General features: G+C 59.6%; 16 protein-coding genes. 4 read left to right on the top strand and 12 right to left on the bottom strand.

The window, feature by feature from the left end:
- Nucleotides 1-9: 9 nt before the first annotated feature.
- The 6 genes from cyoD to hmpA form a co-directional block, all read right to left on the bottom strand.
- On the bottom strand, nt 10-342 hold the full coding sequence (gene cyoD, locus BMY73_RS22130; RefSeq protein WP_062388652.1) for a cytochrome o ubiquinol oxidase subunit IV: 333 nt from the start codon (nt 340-342) through the stop codon (nt 10-12).
- Nucleotides 343-975, bottom strand: a complete 633-nt coding sequence (locus BMY73_RS22125; RefSeq protein WP_062388647.1) for a cytochrome o ubiquinol oxidase subunit III — start codon at nt 973-975, stop codon at nt 343-345.
- A 3-nt stretch (nt 976-978) separates the two neighbouring features.
- On the bottom strand, nt 979-2,997 hold the full coding sequence (gene cyoB / locus BMY73_RS22120; RefSeq protein ID WP_062388644.1) for a cytochrome o ubiquinol oxidase subunit I: 2,019 nt from the start codon (nt 2,995-2,997) through the stop codon (nt 979-981).
- A 3-nt stretch (nt 2,998-3,000) separates the two neighbouring features.
- Nucleotides 3,001-3,936, bottom strand: coding sequence for a ubiquinol oxidase subunit II (cyoA, locus tag BMY73_RS22115; protein ID WP_062388641.1), 936 nt, complete (start codon nt 3,934-3,936; stop codon nt 3,001-3,003).
- Nucleotides 3,937-4,406: 470 nt separating this feature from the next.
- A complete protein-coding gene (locus tag BMY73_RS22110) occupies nt 4,407-4,916 on the bottom strand; it encodes a disulfide bond formation protein B (protein ID WP_062388638.1) in 510 nt (169 codons plus the stop codon).
- Nucleotides 4,917-5,200: 284 nt separating this feature from the next.
- Entirely contained in the window at nt 5,201-6,382 is a 1,182-nt protein-coding gene (gene hmpA / locus BMY73_RS22105) for an NO-inducible flavohemoprotein (RefSeq protein ID WP_092409766.1), read from the bottom strand.
- 289 nt (nt 6,383-6,671) lie between these two features.
- Here hmpA and BMY73_RS22100 point away from each other — a divergent pair, with 289 nt between their 5' ends.
- The 4 genes from BMY73_RS22100 (at nt 6,672) to BMY73_RS22085 (ending at nt 9,318) form a co-directional block, all read left to right on the top strand.
- A complete protein-coding gene (locus BMY73_RS22100; protein ID WP_062388631.1) occupies nt 6,672-7,568 on the top strand; it encodes a chemotaxis protein CheV in 897 nt (298 codons plus the stop codon).
- A gap of 41 nt (nt 7,569-7,609) precedes the next feature.
- Nucleotides 7,610-8,071, top strand: a complete 462-nt coding sequence (locus BMY73_RS22095; protein ID WP_092409764.1) for a GNAT family N-acetyltransferase — start codon at nt 7,610-7,612, stop codon at nt 8,069-8,071.
- 54 nt (nt 8,072-8,125) lie between these two features.
- The gene (locus BMY73_RS22090; protein WP_092409762.1) at nt 8,126-8,449 is read left to right on the top strand and encodes a hypothetical protein; all 324 of its coding nucleotides are present in this window, start codon (nt 8,126-8,128) and stop codon (nt 8,447-8,449) included.
- 116 nt (nt 8,450-8,565) lie between these two features.
- Nucleotides 8,566-9,318: a YkgJ family cysteine cluster protein gene (locus tag BMY73_RS22085; protein WP_092409760.1), complete on the top strand. Its 753-nt coding sequence runs from the start codon at nt 8,566-8,568 to the stop codon at nt 9,316-9,318.
- 94 nt (nt 9,319-9,412) lie between these two features.
- Here BMY73_RS22085 and BMY73_RS22080 read toward each other — a convergent pair whose 3' ends face one another.
- The 6 genes from BMY73_RS22080 to BMY73_RS22055 form a co-directional block, all read right to left on the bottom strand.
- Nucleotides 9,413-9,649, bottom strand: coding sequence for a hypothetical protein (locus tag BMY73_RS22080; RefSeq protein ID WP_092409758.1), 237 nt, complete (start codon nt 9,647-9,649; stop codon nt 9,413-9,415).
- A gap of 107 nt (nt 9,650-9,756) precedes the next feature.
- Nucleotides 9,757-10,749: a fimbrial protein gene (locus BMY73_RS22075; RefSeq protein WP_092409810.1), complete on the bottom strand. Its 993-nt coding sequence runs from the start codon at nt 10,747-10,749 to the stop codon at nt 9,757-9,759.
- A gap of 2 nt (nt 10,750-10,751) precedes the next feature.
- A complete protein-coding gene (locus BMY73_RS22070) occupies nt 10,752-11,537 on the bottom strand; it encodes a fimbrial biogenesis chaperone (RefSeq protein WP_092409756.1) in 786 nt (261 codons plus the stop codon).
- Nucleotides 11,534-13,981, bottom strand: a complete 2,448-nt coding sequence (locus BMY73_RS22065) for a fimbria/pilus outer membrane usher protein (RefSeq protein ID WP_092409808.1) — start codon at nt 13,979-13,981, stop codon at nt 11,534-11,536. Before BMY73_RS22065 ends, BMY73_RS22070 begins: the two co-directional genes overlap by 4 nt.
- Nucleotides 13,982-14,247: 266 nt before the next feature.
- A complete protein-coding gene (locus BMY73_RS22060) occupies nt 14,248-15,003 on the bottom strand; it encodes a fimbrial biogenesis chaperone (RefSeq protein WP_092409754.1) in 756 nt (251 codons plus the stop codon).
- A 60-nt stretch (nt 15,004-15,063) separates the two neighbouring features.
- Entirely contained in the window at nt 15,064-15,648 is a 585-nt protein-coding gene (locus BMY73_RS22055) for a fimbrial protein (RefSeq protein WP_062388614.1), read from the bottom strand.
- Nucleotides 15,649-16,291: the final 643 nt, after the last annotated feature.

Below are 16,291 nucleotides of genomic sequence, written 5' to 3'. Positions count from 1 at the left end.
AGGTTTTCCTCACTTCGCCATCATGAAGGTATGAATGCTGAACATGATCCAGACACTCAGACCCACCAACAGCAAGATCACCAACGTTGCGAACGCAAACGCGATCACGTTGTTGCGCTGGGCCGCGGAACGGTCCAGGTGCAGGAAGTACACCAGGTGAACCAGAACCTGCACGACTGCGAAGATCAGGACGACCCACAGGGTCGCGACCTTCGAAATAGTCGGGAACATCACCAGACCGAAAGGAACCGCGGTCAGGATGATCGACAGGACGAAACCGACCATGTACGACTTGAAGCTGCCGTGGCTGGCATCGTCATGAGAATGAGGTGAATTAGCCATTTAAATGGTCCCCATCAGGTAGACAACGGTGAACACACAGATCCAGACCACGTCCAGGAAGTGCCAGAACAGGCTGAGCATGCTCAGACGGGTTTGGTTGGTCGACGTCAGGCCGTTCTTGCTGACCTGATACATCATGATCGCCATCCAGATCAGACCGCTGGTCACGTGCAGACCGTGGGTACCGACCAGCGTGAAGAACGCCGACAGGAAGCCGCTGCGGTTCGGGCCGTAGCCTTCGGAGATCAGCATGTGGAACTCGTTGACTTCCATGCCGATGAAGCCCAGGCCGAACAGGAAGGTCACGAACAACCAGCCCAGAACACCCGCCTTGTTACCTTTGTGCATCGCCAGCATGGCGAAGCCGTAGGTGATCGAGCTGAGCAACAGGCAGGCGGTTTCGCCCAACACGTACGGCAGCTCGAAGATGTCGTGGCCCGAAGGACCACCGGCAACGTTGTTCACCAGAACCGCATAGATTGCGAAGATCGACGCAAACAGGATGCAGTCGGTCATCAGGTAGATCCAGAAGCCGTAGACCTTCATCTCGCCGGCGTCATGGTGACCGTGATCGTGCTCGTGGTCATGACCGTGGTCGTGACCCTTCGCACCTTCAAATACTAAGTTCGACATTGTTTATGCCTGCTCCAGCTTGTTGACAGGAGTGTTCGCCTGGGCGTTACGCACCGAGGCCAGGATCTTGTGTTGCTCGCCTTCGATACGTGCCACTTCCGATGCAGGAACCATGTAGCCCTGATCGTCACGGGACGCGTGGATGACGAAGTAAACGATGGTGCCGACCAGGCTCACGCCCGCCAACCAGAAAATGTGCCAGATCATCGCGAAACCGAAGACGGTGAGCAGCGCGCCCATCACCAGACCGGTTGCCGTGTTGTTAGGCATGTGGATGTCGGAGTACTTGGCGGGAACCTTGTACGCTTCACCATCACGCTTGGCGGCGTAGAACGCGTCGATCTCTTCAGCCTTCGGCAATTCTGCGAAGTTGTAGAACGGTGGCGGCGAAGAAGTCGACCACTCCAGGGTGTGGCCATTCCATGGGTCACCGGTCAGGTCGCGGTTCTGCTCGCGGTCACGGATACTCACGTAGATCTGGATCAACTGGCAGGCGATACCGACCATGATCAGCGCGGCGCCCCAGAAGGCAACGTGCAGATAAGGGGTCCAGTCCGGGTTGTCAGTGGTGTTCAGACGACGGGTCATGCCCATGAAGCCCAGTGCGTACAGCGGCATGAATGCCACGTAGAAGCCCGAGATCCAGAACCAGAACGCTGCCTTGCCCCACTTCTCGTTCAGCTTGAAGCCGAACGCTTTAGGGAACCAGAACGCGAAGCCGGCGATGTAACCGAATACCGCACCACCGATGATCACGTTGTGGAAGTGCGCGATCACGAACAGGCTGTTGTGCAGAACGAAGTCGGCACCCGGGATAGCCAGCAGAACGCCGGTCATACCACCGATGGAGAAGGTAATCATGAAGCCCAGGGTCCAGCACACTGGCGCAGTGAAGCGCAGGCGGCCCTGATAAATCGTGAACAGCCAGTTGAACAGCTTCACACCCGTCGGGATGGAAATCAGCATCGTCGCCAGACCGAAGAAGGCGTTGACGCTTGCACCCGAACCCATGGTGAAGAAGTGGTGCAGCCAGACCATGAAGCCCAGTACCGAGATCGCGCCGGAAGCGTAGATCATCGAGTGGTGGCCGAACAGGCGCTTGCCGGTGAACGTGGAGATGACTTCGGAGAAGACACCGAACGCCGGCAGAATCAGGATGTAAACCTCAGGGTGACCCCACGCCCAGAACAGGTTCACGTACATCATCGGGTTACCACCCAATTCGTTCGTGAAGATGTGGAAGTCCAGGTAACGGTCCAGGGTCAGGAACGCCAGGGTACCGGTCAGGATCGGGAACGAAGCCACGATCAGGACGTTGGCCCAGGTGCAGGTCCAGGTGAAGATCGGCATGTCCATCAGTTTCATGCCAGGGGTACGCATTTTCAGGACGGTAACCAGGAAGTTAACGCCCGTTAGCGTTGTACCCAGACCCGATAGCTGAAGTGCCCAGATGTAGTAGTCAACACCCACGCCCGGGCTGTAGCCCAGCTCGGAAAGCGGTGGATAGGCAACCCAGCCGGTACGTGCGAATTCGCCGACGCCCAGAGACACGTTCACCAGCACCACGCCGGAGATCAGCAGGTACAGGGACAGCGAGTTCAGGAACGGGAAGGCCACGTCGCGAGCGCCGATCTGCAGAGGCAGAACGATGTTCATCAGACCGGTGAAGAACGGCATCGCCATGAAGATGATCATGATCACACCGTGAGCGGTGAAGATCTGGTCATAGTGTTCAGGCGGCAGATAGCCAGGCGAACCCTCAGTGGCCAGGGCCAGTTGGGAACGCATCATGATGGCGTCGGCAAAACCGCGCAGCAGCATGACCATGGCGATGACGATGTACATCACGCCGATTTTCTTGTGGTCAACCGAGGTCAGCCACTCGGTCCACAGGTAGGTCCATTTCTTGAAATACGTGATCAGACCGAGGACCGCCGCACCGCCGATAGCGATCATGGCAATCGTGATCATGACTATCGGTTCGTGGAACGGAATCGCGTCCAGACTTAATTTACCAAACATCGTTTACTCCTCTGCCTCAGCAGCTGAATGCTTACCCATGTCCATCCCTTCCATACCGGCCACTTCTTTCTTCTCGTGCTCAATCTTGCCCGGCTTCATACCTTCATACTTGTCGATGATGATCTGGAACAGGTTGGGAGTGACCGTGGAGTAGAGTTCAACGGGGTTACGTTCGCTAGGTTTGGCCAGAGCGGTGTACTCAGCCGATGCCAGCTGTTTAGGTGAATTCTTGACCTCGGCAACCCAGGCGTCGAAACCCGCCTGATCGGTTGCGGTTGCCTTGAATTTCATGCCGGTGAAACCTGCGCCGCTGTAGTTGGCGGAGATGCCATCGAACTCGCCGTTTTCGTTGGCGATCAAGTGCAACTTCGTCTGCATGCCGGCCATGGCGTAGATCTGGCCGCCCAGTGCAGGGATGAAGAACGAGTTCATGACCGAATCAGAGGTGATGCGGAAATTGATCGGGGTGTGAGCCGGGAACACGATCTTGTTGACGGTGGCAATGCCCTGTTCCGGATAGATGAACAGCCATTTCCAGTCGAGCGCGACCACTTCGATGGTCAGCGGCTTCACGTCGGATTCAAGCGGACGGTAAGGGTCCAGTGCGTGGGTCGACTTGTAGGTCACATAGCCGAGCACGATGATGATGGCCAGCGGAACCAGCCAGACGATCAGTTCAATCTTGGTCGAATGCGCCCAGTCAGGCGTGTAGGTCGCGCTCTTGTTCGAGGCGCGATACTTCCAGGCGAAGATGATGGTCATGAAAATGACCGGCACCACCACCAGCAGCATGAGCAGAGTTGCAGTGATGATCAGATCACGCTCTTGCACGCCGACATGGCCCTTGGGATCCAGCAGGGTGTAATCGCACCCGCTGAGCAGGAGCATGCTGAAAAGGGCCAAGAAGCCAAAAAACCTGGGGTACCTTTTTTTACTCATCTCACGACCTCTAAAAGCAGCTTTCGCATCGCAGTTGGGTTTCGACCGCCAACACTTCACCCTGCCAGGTGCTGGCAAATTTTTGGATTGAACAGGGGCCTGTCAGGAAGCGTGTGGCCTCGTAACAAATCCGGGTTTCGCTGTGGTTTCTTATTCGAATGGTGGCAACCGCCTATGCGGACCAATTCCTTGGGCGCAGACATTCTGAACGTGACGCAGGAGGCCATCCAAACGGCGTCTACAAAGGCGTAAAAAACGCTTTCTGACCTCGATTTCCGCCGTCCATCAAGTGACAGGGGCGTTAAGTGGGGGCGATTGTAGATACGTAAAGTTTTATTGACTATGAGTTATTGCGCAACAGTTAATTTCCGAATCTGTAAGAATGCGATCATTTGTCGCACCCCCAAAAGCCCGGACAGCCCCGAATCTGTTGAGGAATCCGGAGCGGTTTTTTACGCAAGACTTTGTAATTAGCGCGCTTTCATGCGGTTCCGGAGGATGCCCACTGGTACCAGAATTACGGTGAGAACAAAAGCGATCAATGCCCATTGCGCCAGCGACAGTCCGAGGACTGGCGGATATGGCGTCTCGCAAAAGCCGCCGACCTGAAAACCGAGCGGAAACAACGATGCCAGCGGCAAGCCATCGACAATCGGCTGCAGGACATCGATGCCGCAGCTCTCGGTCGGGTGGGTCTGGATGTAAACGTGACGCCCTGCTGCAACAATCCCGCCGACCGCACTCAAGGTAACGAGCGCCTCGCAGATGGTCAGGCTCAGTCGGCCCGGCATGGCGGCGCCGATGAAGGCGAAGATCGCGATGAACAGCAACGCATAGCGCTGCAGAATGCACAGCGGGCAAGGCGCCTCACCCAATACGACCTGCATGTACAGGGCTCCGCCGATCAGCGCCAGGCAGATGATGCCCAGCAGCACCAGGAACTGCTTCTCGCGTCGCAGGTAAATCATCTCGTCAGTCATTCACATACCCTTTGAATTGGTGTCCATCCAGATCAACGATCTGCGTTGTCACGCGCCCCGGCTGCCGGGAAAGCCGGCAATTCTACCATCGTCTCAGCCGCACGCTGGCGAGATGGTGAACACGCCGGTATTACCCGAACATTAAGCGTGATACGTAACAATCGACGGACACCGACCTCAACCCCTTCTATATATATAGAAGCGTGCGACGCTTTGCCGCAGGGACGGATCGCCGCATCCCTCTTTATATATAGAAGGATGCGGCCTTATGTCGCACCTCTGGATTATTCCAGAGCGGAAGCAGGACCAAAGAACTCGTACCGTGCCTGCTGCTCAGGAACCCCGGCAGCCGTGAGCTGACGCTTCATGGTGGCCATGAACCCCTTCGGCCCCAGAAAGTACGCATCCAGGTCGCGGTTCTCGGGGAGCCATTGTTCAAGACGCGCCTGATCGAGCAATCCGGTCGCATGGGCGGGCGGGCTGACGCCGTCGTCTTCGTTGTAGCAGTAGAAGCGCTTGAGTTGCGGGTGTTGGTCAGCCAGCGCTTCGATCCGGTCACGGAACGCATGAACCGAACCGTTGCGCGCGCAGTGGATGAAGTGGATCGGACGCGGGGTTTCCAGGGCCGCCTCCAGCATCGCCAGCGTCGGGGTGATGCCGACGCCGCCACTGATTAACACCAGCGGCTTGTCGCTGTGCGTCAGGGTGAACTCACCTGACGGCGGGAACATGTTGATGCTGTCACCCACGTTCAGGTGGTCGTGCAGGTAGTTGGAGGCACGACCACCCGGCTCCCGCTTGACGCTGATGCGGTACTGGTTGTCGACCGCCAGCGCCGACAGCGAGTAATTGCGGCGGATTTCTTCGCCATCCAGAAACAGCTGCATGCCGATGTACTGACCGGCCGTGAACGACAGGATCGGCTGACCATCGGCCGGGGCAAAGTAGAACGAGGTGATCTCGGCGCTTTCCGGCACCTTGGCGACCACCTTGAACGCACGAGCGCCGCGCCAGCCGCCTGGGGCCTGGGCTTTTTCGTCGTAGATGGATTTTTCCGCGCCTATCAGAATGTCGGCCAACTGCCCGTAGGCATTGCCCCAGGCGTTGATGACTTCGTCGGTCGCGATGTCGGCGCCAAGCACCTCGCGAATGGCCTCCAACAAGCATTCGCCCACCAGCGGATAATGTTCCGGCTGGATTTGCAGCGCGACGTGCTTGTTGATGATCTTGGCCACCAGGTCGCCCAGCGCCTCGAGTTGATCAATGTGACGGGCATACATGAGCACGCCGTTTGCCAATGCGCGGGGCTGATCGCCGCTGGCCTGATGCGCCTGATTGAACAGCGGGCGCACCTGAGGGTAGCGGCTCAGCAGTTTTTTGTAGAAGTGGGTGGTCAGCGCTTCTCCCCCGCTTTCCAGCAAGGGTACGGTCGATTTGACGATGGCACGATCCGAAGCATTCAACATGATGGACTCCTGGGACTGTTAAAAAGGCTACCCAGGAGATATCAGGAAGCGTGCCAGCTATTAATTCTTTTTAAATCATAGGCTTACGATAAAAGTGTCAATATGACCAAACGCCGTTGATGGTCATTACGACCTAAGCCAGGTCATTTCGACTACACAGCGAGGCGCCCGTGTTGATTCGGGTCTTTGCCAAAACGGTTAAAGCCTGCCCTTGCGGGGTCGATAAACCGTCAATGACAGCTGATTGCTCGCATCGGGCAAATCAGACACCGCATGACAGAAGGTTCATATGTCCAAAAACGTCCGCGCAGATTCACTCTCGCTTCTGCTGTTCACGTTACGCAGCGGAAAGCTGATGGCGATCAACCTGCTCAAGGTCAGTGAAATCATTCCCTGTCCTCCCCTCACTCGCCTGCCGGAGTCGCACCCGCACGTCAAAGGTGTCGCCACCTTGCGCGGGAACTCCCTGTCCGTGATCGATCTGAGTCGCGCGATTGGTGAGCGCCCCTTGGTCGACCCGGACGGCGGTTGCCTGATCGTCACCGACGTCAGCCGCTCCAAGCAGGGGCTGCATGTCCAGGCCGTGAGCAAGATCGTCCACTGCCTGACCACCGATATTCGCCCACCGCCTTTCGGTTCGGGCAATAAATCGTTTATCACGGGCGTCACCCAAGTGGATGGCACGCTGGTCCAGGTGCTGGACATCGAAAAAGTCATCCATGGTATTGCGCCAGCACAAATCGTTGCCGAACCGTCCGAGCTCAGCCCTGAAGAAATTGAAGTCTTGACCAAGGCACGGATTCTGGTGGTCGATGACAGCCAGGTTGCCCTGCAGCAGTCGGTCATTACCTTGCGCACGCTGGGGATCGAATGCCACACCGCTCGCAGCGCCCGCGAAGCCATTGAGCACCTGCTCGATCTGCAGGGCACCGCACAGCAGATCAACGTGGTGGTGTCCGACATCGAAATGTCCGAAATGGATGGCTATGCCTTCACCCGTACCCTGCGTGAAACGCCCGACTTCCAGGAGCTGTACGTGTTGTTGCACACCTCGCTGGACAGCGCGATGAATGCCGAAAAAGCCAAGGCGGCTGGCGCCAACGCCGTCCTGACCAAATTCTCCTCACCCGAGCTGACGCGATGCTTGATCGAAGCCGCCCGCACCGTCCAGGCCCAAGGGATCTGAGACCCGGCCCCACCGACGCGTCCACCGAGCATTACTGGTTGATGCGTCGGGATCTGACGCTTCCACGGCGTCCGGTCACCTGGCCAGAAACGCTGCGCGAGGTACCGTTCAGTGCCGAAAACGCCGCAGCGGTTCACCGCTTGTTTGCCTTGGGCACACAGTACGGCGGCGGGCGGGTCCCCGACTTCACGACCTGGTTGAACGCATTCGAAAGCGATCCTGAATTCGATCGGTCCTTGTGCTTTGTCGTGGAGGACCCGTTGGGGGTCGCCGCCGTGGCGCAGTGCTGGACCAGCGCATTCATTCGCAACCTTGTGGTTCACCCTCGCCTGCAGGGCCGTGGCGTGGGCTCGGCGCTGTTGGCGCGCGCGTTCGACGCCTTTGCTCAGCGAGACGAGCGGTATGTCGATCTCAAGGTCATGGAAAGCAACCTGTCCGCCCGACGCCTGTATGAACGGGTCGGCATGCGATATGTGCAGCGCTGCGAACTGGAACCACGCTAAGCCACTCTAATCCGCCGTCACCTCCGTAAAAAAATGACGCCGATGGAGATTTGCATGAAAACCACCACCCTGCTGTTGCTGGCCCTTACCGCCGCTGCGGGCCAGGCCAGCGCCTCAAGTCCGGACGCATGGAAAGCATTCGACAAAACGCTGGTCGACAGCTGCGTTGCCGCCAGCTCACTTAAAAACGCCAAGCCTGCGGGCGCGCCGGCCATGTTCGATGACAGCGTCGGCTACAGCGCACTGCTGATCAAAGGCCAGTACAAACAAGCGTTCATGAAGAATAAAACCGGCACCGAGCTGTGCCTGTACGACCGCAAAAACAAGAAAGCGCTGATCACCGAATGGGACAACGTCACCACACTGCCCAAGAAGTAACGGGCGCTGGCGCATAACTTGCTGCAATACCCGCCAACGTGAAAAACACACCCGCGATGACAGATTGCCAACGCGGGTCAGTCGTCTTTCCTTCCTGTCGGCGGGCCATTCTTTCGATGAACACTCAGTTTTCCTGCGTCGGTTGCGGCAAATGCTGCACCGATCACCATGTCCCGCTCACCTTGTCGGAAGCCGCGCAGTGGGCGGCTGACGGCGGGTCGGTCATCGTCCTCACCGAGGCATTTCTGGCTGACGGTTACGGTGTGCCGGCCGAGCAGCTCATTCACGCCACCCGGCGCTCGCACCCCGTCAACAGCGGAGATGCGCAGGCGCTGGTCGCGATCACCTTCGCCGCTTACAACGCCGGCCGATGCCGAAATCTTGACGCGCAGAACCTCTGCCGCATCTACGAGCGCCGTCCGTTGGTGTGCAGAATTTATCCGATGGAGATCAACCCGCACATTCCGTTGCGCCCACAGGCCAAAGATTGCCCGCCCGAATCCTGGGAACAAGGCCCGGACCTGATCGTCGGTGGTCAGCTCGTGGACCGTGAGTTAATGGCGCTGATCGAGGCGTCCCGGCAGGCAGACCGTGATGACATCGCCCGCAAGCAGGCGATCTGCATGTCGCTGGGGATCGATACCACTGCCCTCAAGGGCAACGGTTTTGTCGCTTACCTGCCCGACATGACCGCATTTGCCGCCGCCGTCGAGCGTTTCATCAGTGGCGAGTTGCCAACGCCCGCCGACGAAGGCTGGCGTTTTCGCGTGGTGGGAGAGACTGCCACTCAGGCCCTGGAGCACGCCGGCGCCCGACTGGAAACAACAGAGTCGACGCGCTATACGTTCATTCCTTTGCAAAGCGCCTGAGATTTTCGATGAGAAGCAGCGATCGTGCTGCTTCCCCTCCTCCAGTCGCTGTACGTCGCAGTTGGGAAGGTGCTCACGCGCAACGGTACCCGGATCAGCGCTTGCCCATCGAGCGGCGGGTGCCGGAGGGCGCGGCGCCGGGACGCTTGTCATGATTGGATTTACCCGGTCCCTTGTAGTGCATGGGGGGCTTTTTGGTCTGCATCAACTCACCCGGTCTGAACGGAAAGCTGAACGCCGGGATCTCTGTTTTCCTGTCGTTTGTTTCGGCATCCGCCTCGACCGGTTCGACGTCGACGTCAGGAGCTGGGGTGGGTTCGGGGGTGGTCATGGAAGCTCCGGAATCGCGAAACGGTCTAAGGATGAACAGGCAGTGCCCGCAAGCCGCGCAGCATACCTCAATCACTGTGCAACTGCCTGTGACAACCGAGCGATGGCCTATTTGTAGAACAGATCGACCATCACCTCCGCCGAGAACGGGCCGGGCGTCGGCGTGTCGGTTTGCCAAAGCAGCTCGGCATTGAAGTCGGCTGTCGCCGAATAGTCGTCACCCAGCAGATCCGTCGCATGAAAGGGTTCGTTGTAACGCACCGGGTTGTTGTTGCGTGCATTGGTGATGCGGATGCCAATGCTCTGGTTGCCCGTGGGCACCAGCACATCGCCCGACAGCGTGCCCGACACCGGGGTAAAACGCGCATTCAGGCTGAACGGCGAATCACAGACTCGGCTGGTCGCCAGGGCAAATCGCTGAAAGGTCGCCACTTCGCCGACCCGCACGTTTCTGATCGCCACATCTCCGAACTCGACCGTCTCCGGCATCACCCGCAACTCAGCGTTGCACGCGACAAAACGCAGCCCCGTCAGGTCGCTGATGACGTAATTGAGGTTGTTGTCCGGTGCCGGATTCATGCCGCTGCCGCTGTCGATCTGAAACATGCGGTAATTCCTCACATCGCTGGCCACACCCGACGGCGGCGTCGGGCCGTACTTCTGGATGAACACCGAGAACGGCAGGTTGAAGCGGACGGTGGGACAGGCTGCGATCCGCGCGGGGGCCTCACTGCAGCCGGGCACTGTCTGCTGTACAGGCACGCGTCCGTTGCTTTGCAGGTAATCGATACCGTTTAGCGTAAGACCGGCGCGAATTCCCTGGCCGATCTGCTGGTTGTCGGGGTTCAGGTAAATAAACACGTCTTCTGCACCGCCTGGCGCTTCCCTCGCGCACTCAACGGCGAGGTTCAACCGTTCAGAGCGCCAGACCACACTGTCATCCGGCAAGGTCGCCGGGATCGCCACGCTGCTGCTCAGGTCGGCGCGAACCACGGTTTCGCCCGTGCCCTGCACCTTACAGGTCATGGCCATGCCGGTCGCGGGCAACGTCAGGCTCAGGAGAAAGGTCGGGCACCATCGGGTAAAAGAAAAAATCGTCATGCTCAGCATTTCTCCATCGTTGAATTGGCGGCAGGCGCGGCGGGCGACTCGGCACCTGCCGGGCGCAGGTGCGCGTTGAAGGGCGCGTCGCCTCGGGCGTGCGCACAGAACGTGCGTTGACCGCCGTAATCGGTCAGTGCCTTGAATGTCAGGCGTCCCGGCGTTGCGCGGCTATTGGGGGCCGATGGCCTCGACAGCGAACGCTCGGACAACGGCTCGATCAGCAGGTAGTCGCTGACCTCCCCTCCTTCGAATACAACGTCTTGCAGCGACACGTGGAAGGGCGTCGGATTGCGCACCCAGAGCGTGCGATCAGCGCTCGCCGAACGCTGCCAGATCAGGTTTTGCGCAGCCTCGGCGGGATCTCCAGGCAACGAGTCCGGGCGGTAGAACACGTTGATCCGGTGCCGTATCGCGATGCTCAACTGCTGAGCGGCTTCGCTACGACGCGGCACTTCCAGCACGTACAGATGCAGCAGGGATTCCCGATCCTCCGGCATGCCCACGCCCTCATAAAAAAGGCGCAACATCTGTTTGCCCTGCGCCGGCAACTGCGCGAGAGGAGGTGTCACCACAAAGGGCAGGTCGGACGCCGCAGAAGGCACCCCGTCAGGTTTGCCCAGCCACGCCTGGACAAGCACGCTGGCAGTCCCCGAATTGCTGACCTCGATGCTCGCTTCACGGAACCGGCCGTCGAACACCAGGCGCGTTCCCGACAGCGATACCGCAGCGTCCACAGCGGTACTGAAGAAGGCAAACATTGCCCACGGCAGACAGCCCCACTTCATTGGCACACCACTTTGACGCGGTCATAGGTGCGTTGCGGATTTCGGGCGGGCAGTTCAAAACGCGCCCGGCATTGCTGATCGGACCATCTGACATGCAACTCGCCCTTGTCCTGCTCGCTCAGAACCAATGCCCGACTGCCAGGATCGACCGCGGCCAACGGTTTCCCGCCCTCGTCTTCCACGATGGCCCCGAGCGGCACGGGGCTGCCGTCGGCGCGCGCCAGCTCGAATTGCACTCGACGACCGACCGTTGTCTTGAAGCTGACCCGAGGCACCGCACCGCGACGCGGCACGACCTGAGTCACGGCATTGTCCAGTTCGACATCCGCCCCCAGCGCGCGGGTGTCCAGACTGACCCAGTTGGCGCGATACGGCTGGGCGTACGGCAGAATGGCGTAGCCGTTACCGGCCGTTTCAACGTTGCTGACGTTTGAGAGCCTCGCGCCGCTGACGTCCTTGACCTCGACCAACGCAAAGGTGTCACCCAGTGGCTGCCCAAGATTCACGCCGCCCGCATGCGCGACCATCGAACCGGCGGCACCGAAACTCACCGCGCGATAGTCACGCCCCTGACCGTAGCCCGCATCGAATCGACCATACGGCGTGGTGGTGCTCAGTTTGCCGAACCCGGCCGAGCCCGAGCGGTTGTCGTGACCGGCCTGCACCGAATAGAACGTATTGCGGTCATCGAAGACCTGTCCATTGAGGCCGGTCTGCAGGTTGTAATCGCCCGCGCTGTCACGCACTGCGTTCGAAAAAGCGCGCGAGGCACCAGGGCTGTCCCCCAACGGAAGGCTTAACGTCAGCGCGACACGGTTGTCGGTCCGGCTGTCGCCATCGCGCTCGAACGTCTGATTGCGCTCGACCGAAAGGCTGTAACTGAGGCTTCGCCACGCGGCGTTCCAGGACAGATAGAACTGCCGCGTTTTGCCGGCGCCATCCCAATAACGCTGTTCGGAACCGATAAGGCTCAGTGAACCCGACTGCTCGGGCAGCGCCTGGGTCAGGTTGAACTCAATGCGATCCTTGGCCCGAGCCAGCGCCGACCCGTTGCGTGTCTGCAGGGCTTCGACGTGCTCATTGAGGGTTCGGTATCGATCGGTCGAGTAGCGATACCCCGCCACCGCCAACGTGGTGTTGGTCAGGTCCAGCGTGTTGGCATACCGCACGCGCAGGCTTTGGCCACGAGCGGTGGCGCGGCCCACCTGACTGAGCGACTGCGTAAGGTCCAGCGACACGGCACCCACGCCGGTATTGATGCCGGCGCCAACGTTGCCCGCCTGATAATCCTCGGCGACCTGCACGCCACCGGCGGTCGTCACCTGCTCGGTCAGGCCGTAGATCAATGTCGTGCTGGCGAAGGTCGGCGACTGGCGACTGTCGTAGCTGTCGTTGCTGTCGTATCGCCCCGCTGCGACGCTGTAACGAAACGCGCCTTTGGGGATCATGATCGGAAGCGACGCATAGGCCTGCACGAATACACGCTTGCGACCGTCCGCCTCGACCACCGTGATTTCGAGGTCGCCATTGGAACCGCTGGGGTAAATATCGGAAATCTCGAACGGACCAGGCGACACATTGCCGCTGTAGAGCATGAAACCGTTCTGCCGCACTTCCACCGTTGCGTTGGTTTCGGCGATGCCGCGAATGACCGGCGCATAAACACGCTCACTGTCAGGCAACATCCCGTCGTCGGACGCCAGCGTCGCACCGACGAACCGAACGCTGTCGAACACCTGCGAGTCGGTGAAGGTTTCACCCAGCGTCAACTGGCCCTTGAGTGTGCTGATGTCGCGCTGAACAAAGGTTCGGTTGCTGCGGAAGCGGTAAGGCTGTGCATCGCCGTACACCAGCGACGACTCGTTGCGCAGTCGCCACGCACCGAGGTTGAAACCATTGCGCAGGCCCAGGTAATACTGATCCTGCGTCTGATTGCCCCGCGTGCGCCGTGCGCCGCTGAAGCTGTAATTGACGAAACCGACTGTTTCACCTTCGTCCCACAATTCCGGCGGAACGTAGCCACGCGCGCGGCGTGACATCAATGACTGAGGGATGCTGATGTTCAGGCGCAAACTCGCGGGCTGGTACTCGACGTGGGCGAACTCGACATTCGCCGGCAGATCGAAACACCCGCCTGGCGTGGCGGCCGGGCCTTTGATGTCATCGATGTTCATGCCGAACTGGCGCAGCATCTCAAGCGTCAGACAGGCTTCGATCGCACCACTGGCCGGGTTGGCGATAAACGGGATGTCACGCCGTCCGGTCAATGCCCGGTTGACGTAGACGTCCACGCGATACGTACCGGGCACAACACTGTTGCCTTGCAGAAACGTGCTGAGGTCTGCTGGCTGGTCCGTGCCCTGGATGAACGCCGTGTTGAACTTGACGGGGGCGGGCGTCCCATTCCCCCCGTCGGTCATCGCCATTGATCCGGTGCTGAACATCCAGGCTACGGTGACGATACAGGTCGGCAGGACGTGACGCCTGATCGTGCGGGGATCGTTCACCGCGCCCATACGAGCGCCTCGCGCCACTGCGTTGGAGGTACATCCCTTGTTGTTCTTGTCTCGCCGTTCCATTAGCTGGTTTCACTCGTGTTCTGAGTCCCGATGCGCCGCTGTTCCTTTCTCGCAGGCGCACGAAGCTGAAGCCGGAAACAGGTCCGGCCCGAAAAATGGGTCAACGAAAAAATCCCGATCAGCGTGCCGCGCTAGTCGGGATGGGGCTCGGCCTTGCTGGCCTGGGTCATTTGCTCGCCGGACACCCTGACGTGATAGGGCTCCTGAGCACCGAAATCGTTGATGCTGATGAAGGACAACTCCACCGGTCCGCTCGAGGTCGCAGGGCTCAGAGGCCACTGGACGCGCTGCCGTGGACCCAGCATCCGGCTGGCCTCTTGCAACAACACGCGTCCGTTTTTTCTGGCGTCCAGCTTGATCATCGAAACGTGAAAAGGCCCGGGGTTGCTGACCTCGATGGATCCGCCCGAGACACGCCACTGCAACGCTTGCGCCGCTTTCAGCGGGTCTTCAGTCAACCCTTGAGGCCGGTAAAACACCTTGATGCGCTGCCGGATCGCGATCTGCAACTCGTTTTCGCTGGCGGACTGAGGGATCTCCTGGACATTGAGCCAGAGCACGGACTCACGGTCGGTTGCCAGGCCTTCCCCTGAATACATCACCCGGATCAACTGCCTGGCATCACCCGCCATCCGTGCCAGCGGCGGGGTCACGGCGAACGGTGGGGTATCCGGGGAGGCGCTGTCGGGGCTGCCTTCAAGCCAGGATTGCGCGAGGATGTCGCTCGTCCCGGTGTTATGCACGATCAGGCTGACTTCCTTGCTGCTGGCCGGGTAAATCAACCGTGTCGTATTCAGCACGATGCCCGCGTGTGCCTGCGCCGCCAGCCCCATCGCCAGCCCGGAGCAGATCCACGCGGCGGCACCACGCAAAAGAGTAGAAAACATGATGGAATCGTCTCAGGTCCAGAGGTAGGCGGGGCGAGCATGCTCACCCCGCCCGTTGCATCACAGATAGTCCATCACGAACGGCAGGAAGCCGTCGGCGTTGCCGGGATTGGTGGCCGCGCCGTTGAGCACGTACACCGCGCCGAAGTTGATTTCCGCGGTGGCGCCGTCAGCGGCATCCTTGATCAGCGGGGTATCGATGGTTTCATTCCCGCTCAGGTCCATCAGTTGGTTGGACGCGTTGAGCAGGCCGATACCCACACCGTCAGCCGCACCGGTGGTCCGTAGCAGCTTTTGATCGAGATTGTCGAGGCCACTGCCCTGACGGGCGATGAAGCGCATGTTCACGGTGTTGTACTGCGAAGCACCTCCTGTGCAATTCACCAGCAATTGAATCGGCGATGCGGTTTCCAGCTTGTTGTCGGCGAAACGTCCGATGTCGGAGAAGGAAACGTTACCCAGATCGACGTTGATTTCGCCTGGGTTGTTACCCGGGCTTGCGCCAGTGCCGGCACCGATGTCGCAGGTGATGTTGGTGAGGGTGCCGTTAAATACCAGCTTCCCGTTGTTTGCAGCGTGGGCGGTACCCGATACGCTAAAACCCATTGCGGCTACGATAGCCAGAGAAAGAGAAACCTTTTTCATGTTAACGACGTTCCTTGTGTCAATTCGTGTGTGCCCAGAGGACGGCGAGAACTATAAGCGGACGAGTGATTGACGGCTGTCAGGCTTTCTACCTTGAGCGTGCGGAATCGACAGTGGGGCGTGCCAGACGTTTCCGTAGGACTTGGCATGGCTCCGCCGCAGCCAGCGGTTGGCGTGGCTTGCAGGCTATTCGGCAAAAAAAAGGTGGGGCAGACCTTTGCAGATGATTTGTAAGTAATGACGTGTGGCGGGCGCGTGGATGGTGCCTTGGGACCAGGCGCGGGGGTGCGGTCTATCTCGGTTGTGTCAGACCCTCCGCGTGCATCGGGTTTGCTGCCGGTTCCCGGCAGATCGCGGTGGGTGGGTTTGTTGGGTTCGCTGGGTTCGTTGGGTTTGGCATTGGGAGGGTGGGCAGATCCATTTTCTCGGGTGGAGCCGAATCACCTTTCCGCCCCTCCGGCGGGTCACTTTTGAAAAGGCACCAAAAGTAACCAAAAGTGCCCGGCTCCTGGTTGGGCCCTCGTTCCTCGGGTACCCGCACTCCGACGACGCTCCGTGGGCCCGCGCCGAACGGGCATCCATGCCCTGACGGCGCTCTCGCGGCATCCCTGCCGCTCGACCCACTGCGCGTCGTCTGCGTTTG

Origin of the sequence: Pseudomonas sp. NFACC02 (assembly GCF_900110765.1) — a bacterium.
Classification (GTDB): domain Bacteria; phylum Pseudomonadota; class Gammaproteobacteria; order Pseudomonadales; family Pseudomonadaceae; genus Aquipseudomonas.
Note: the sequence above shows the minus strand (reverse complement) of the source record. Positions and strands in the feature narration are given on the sequence as shown.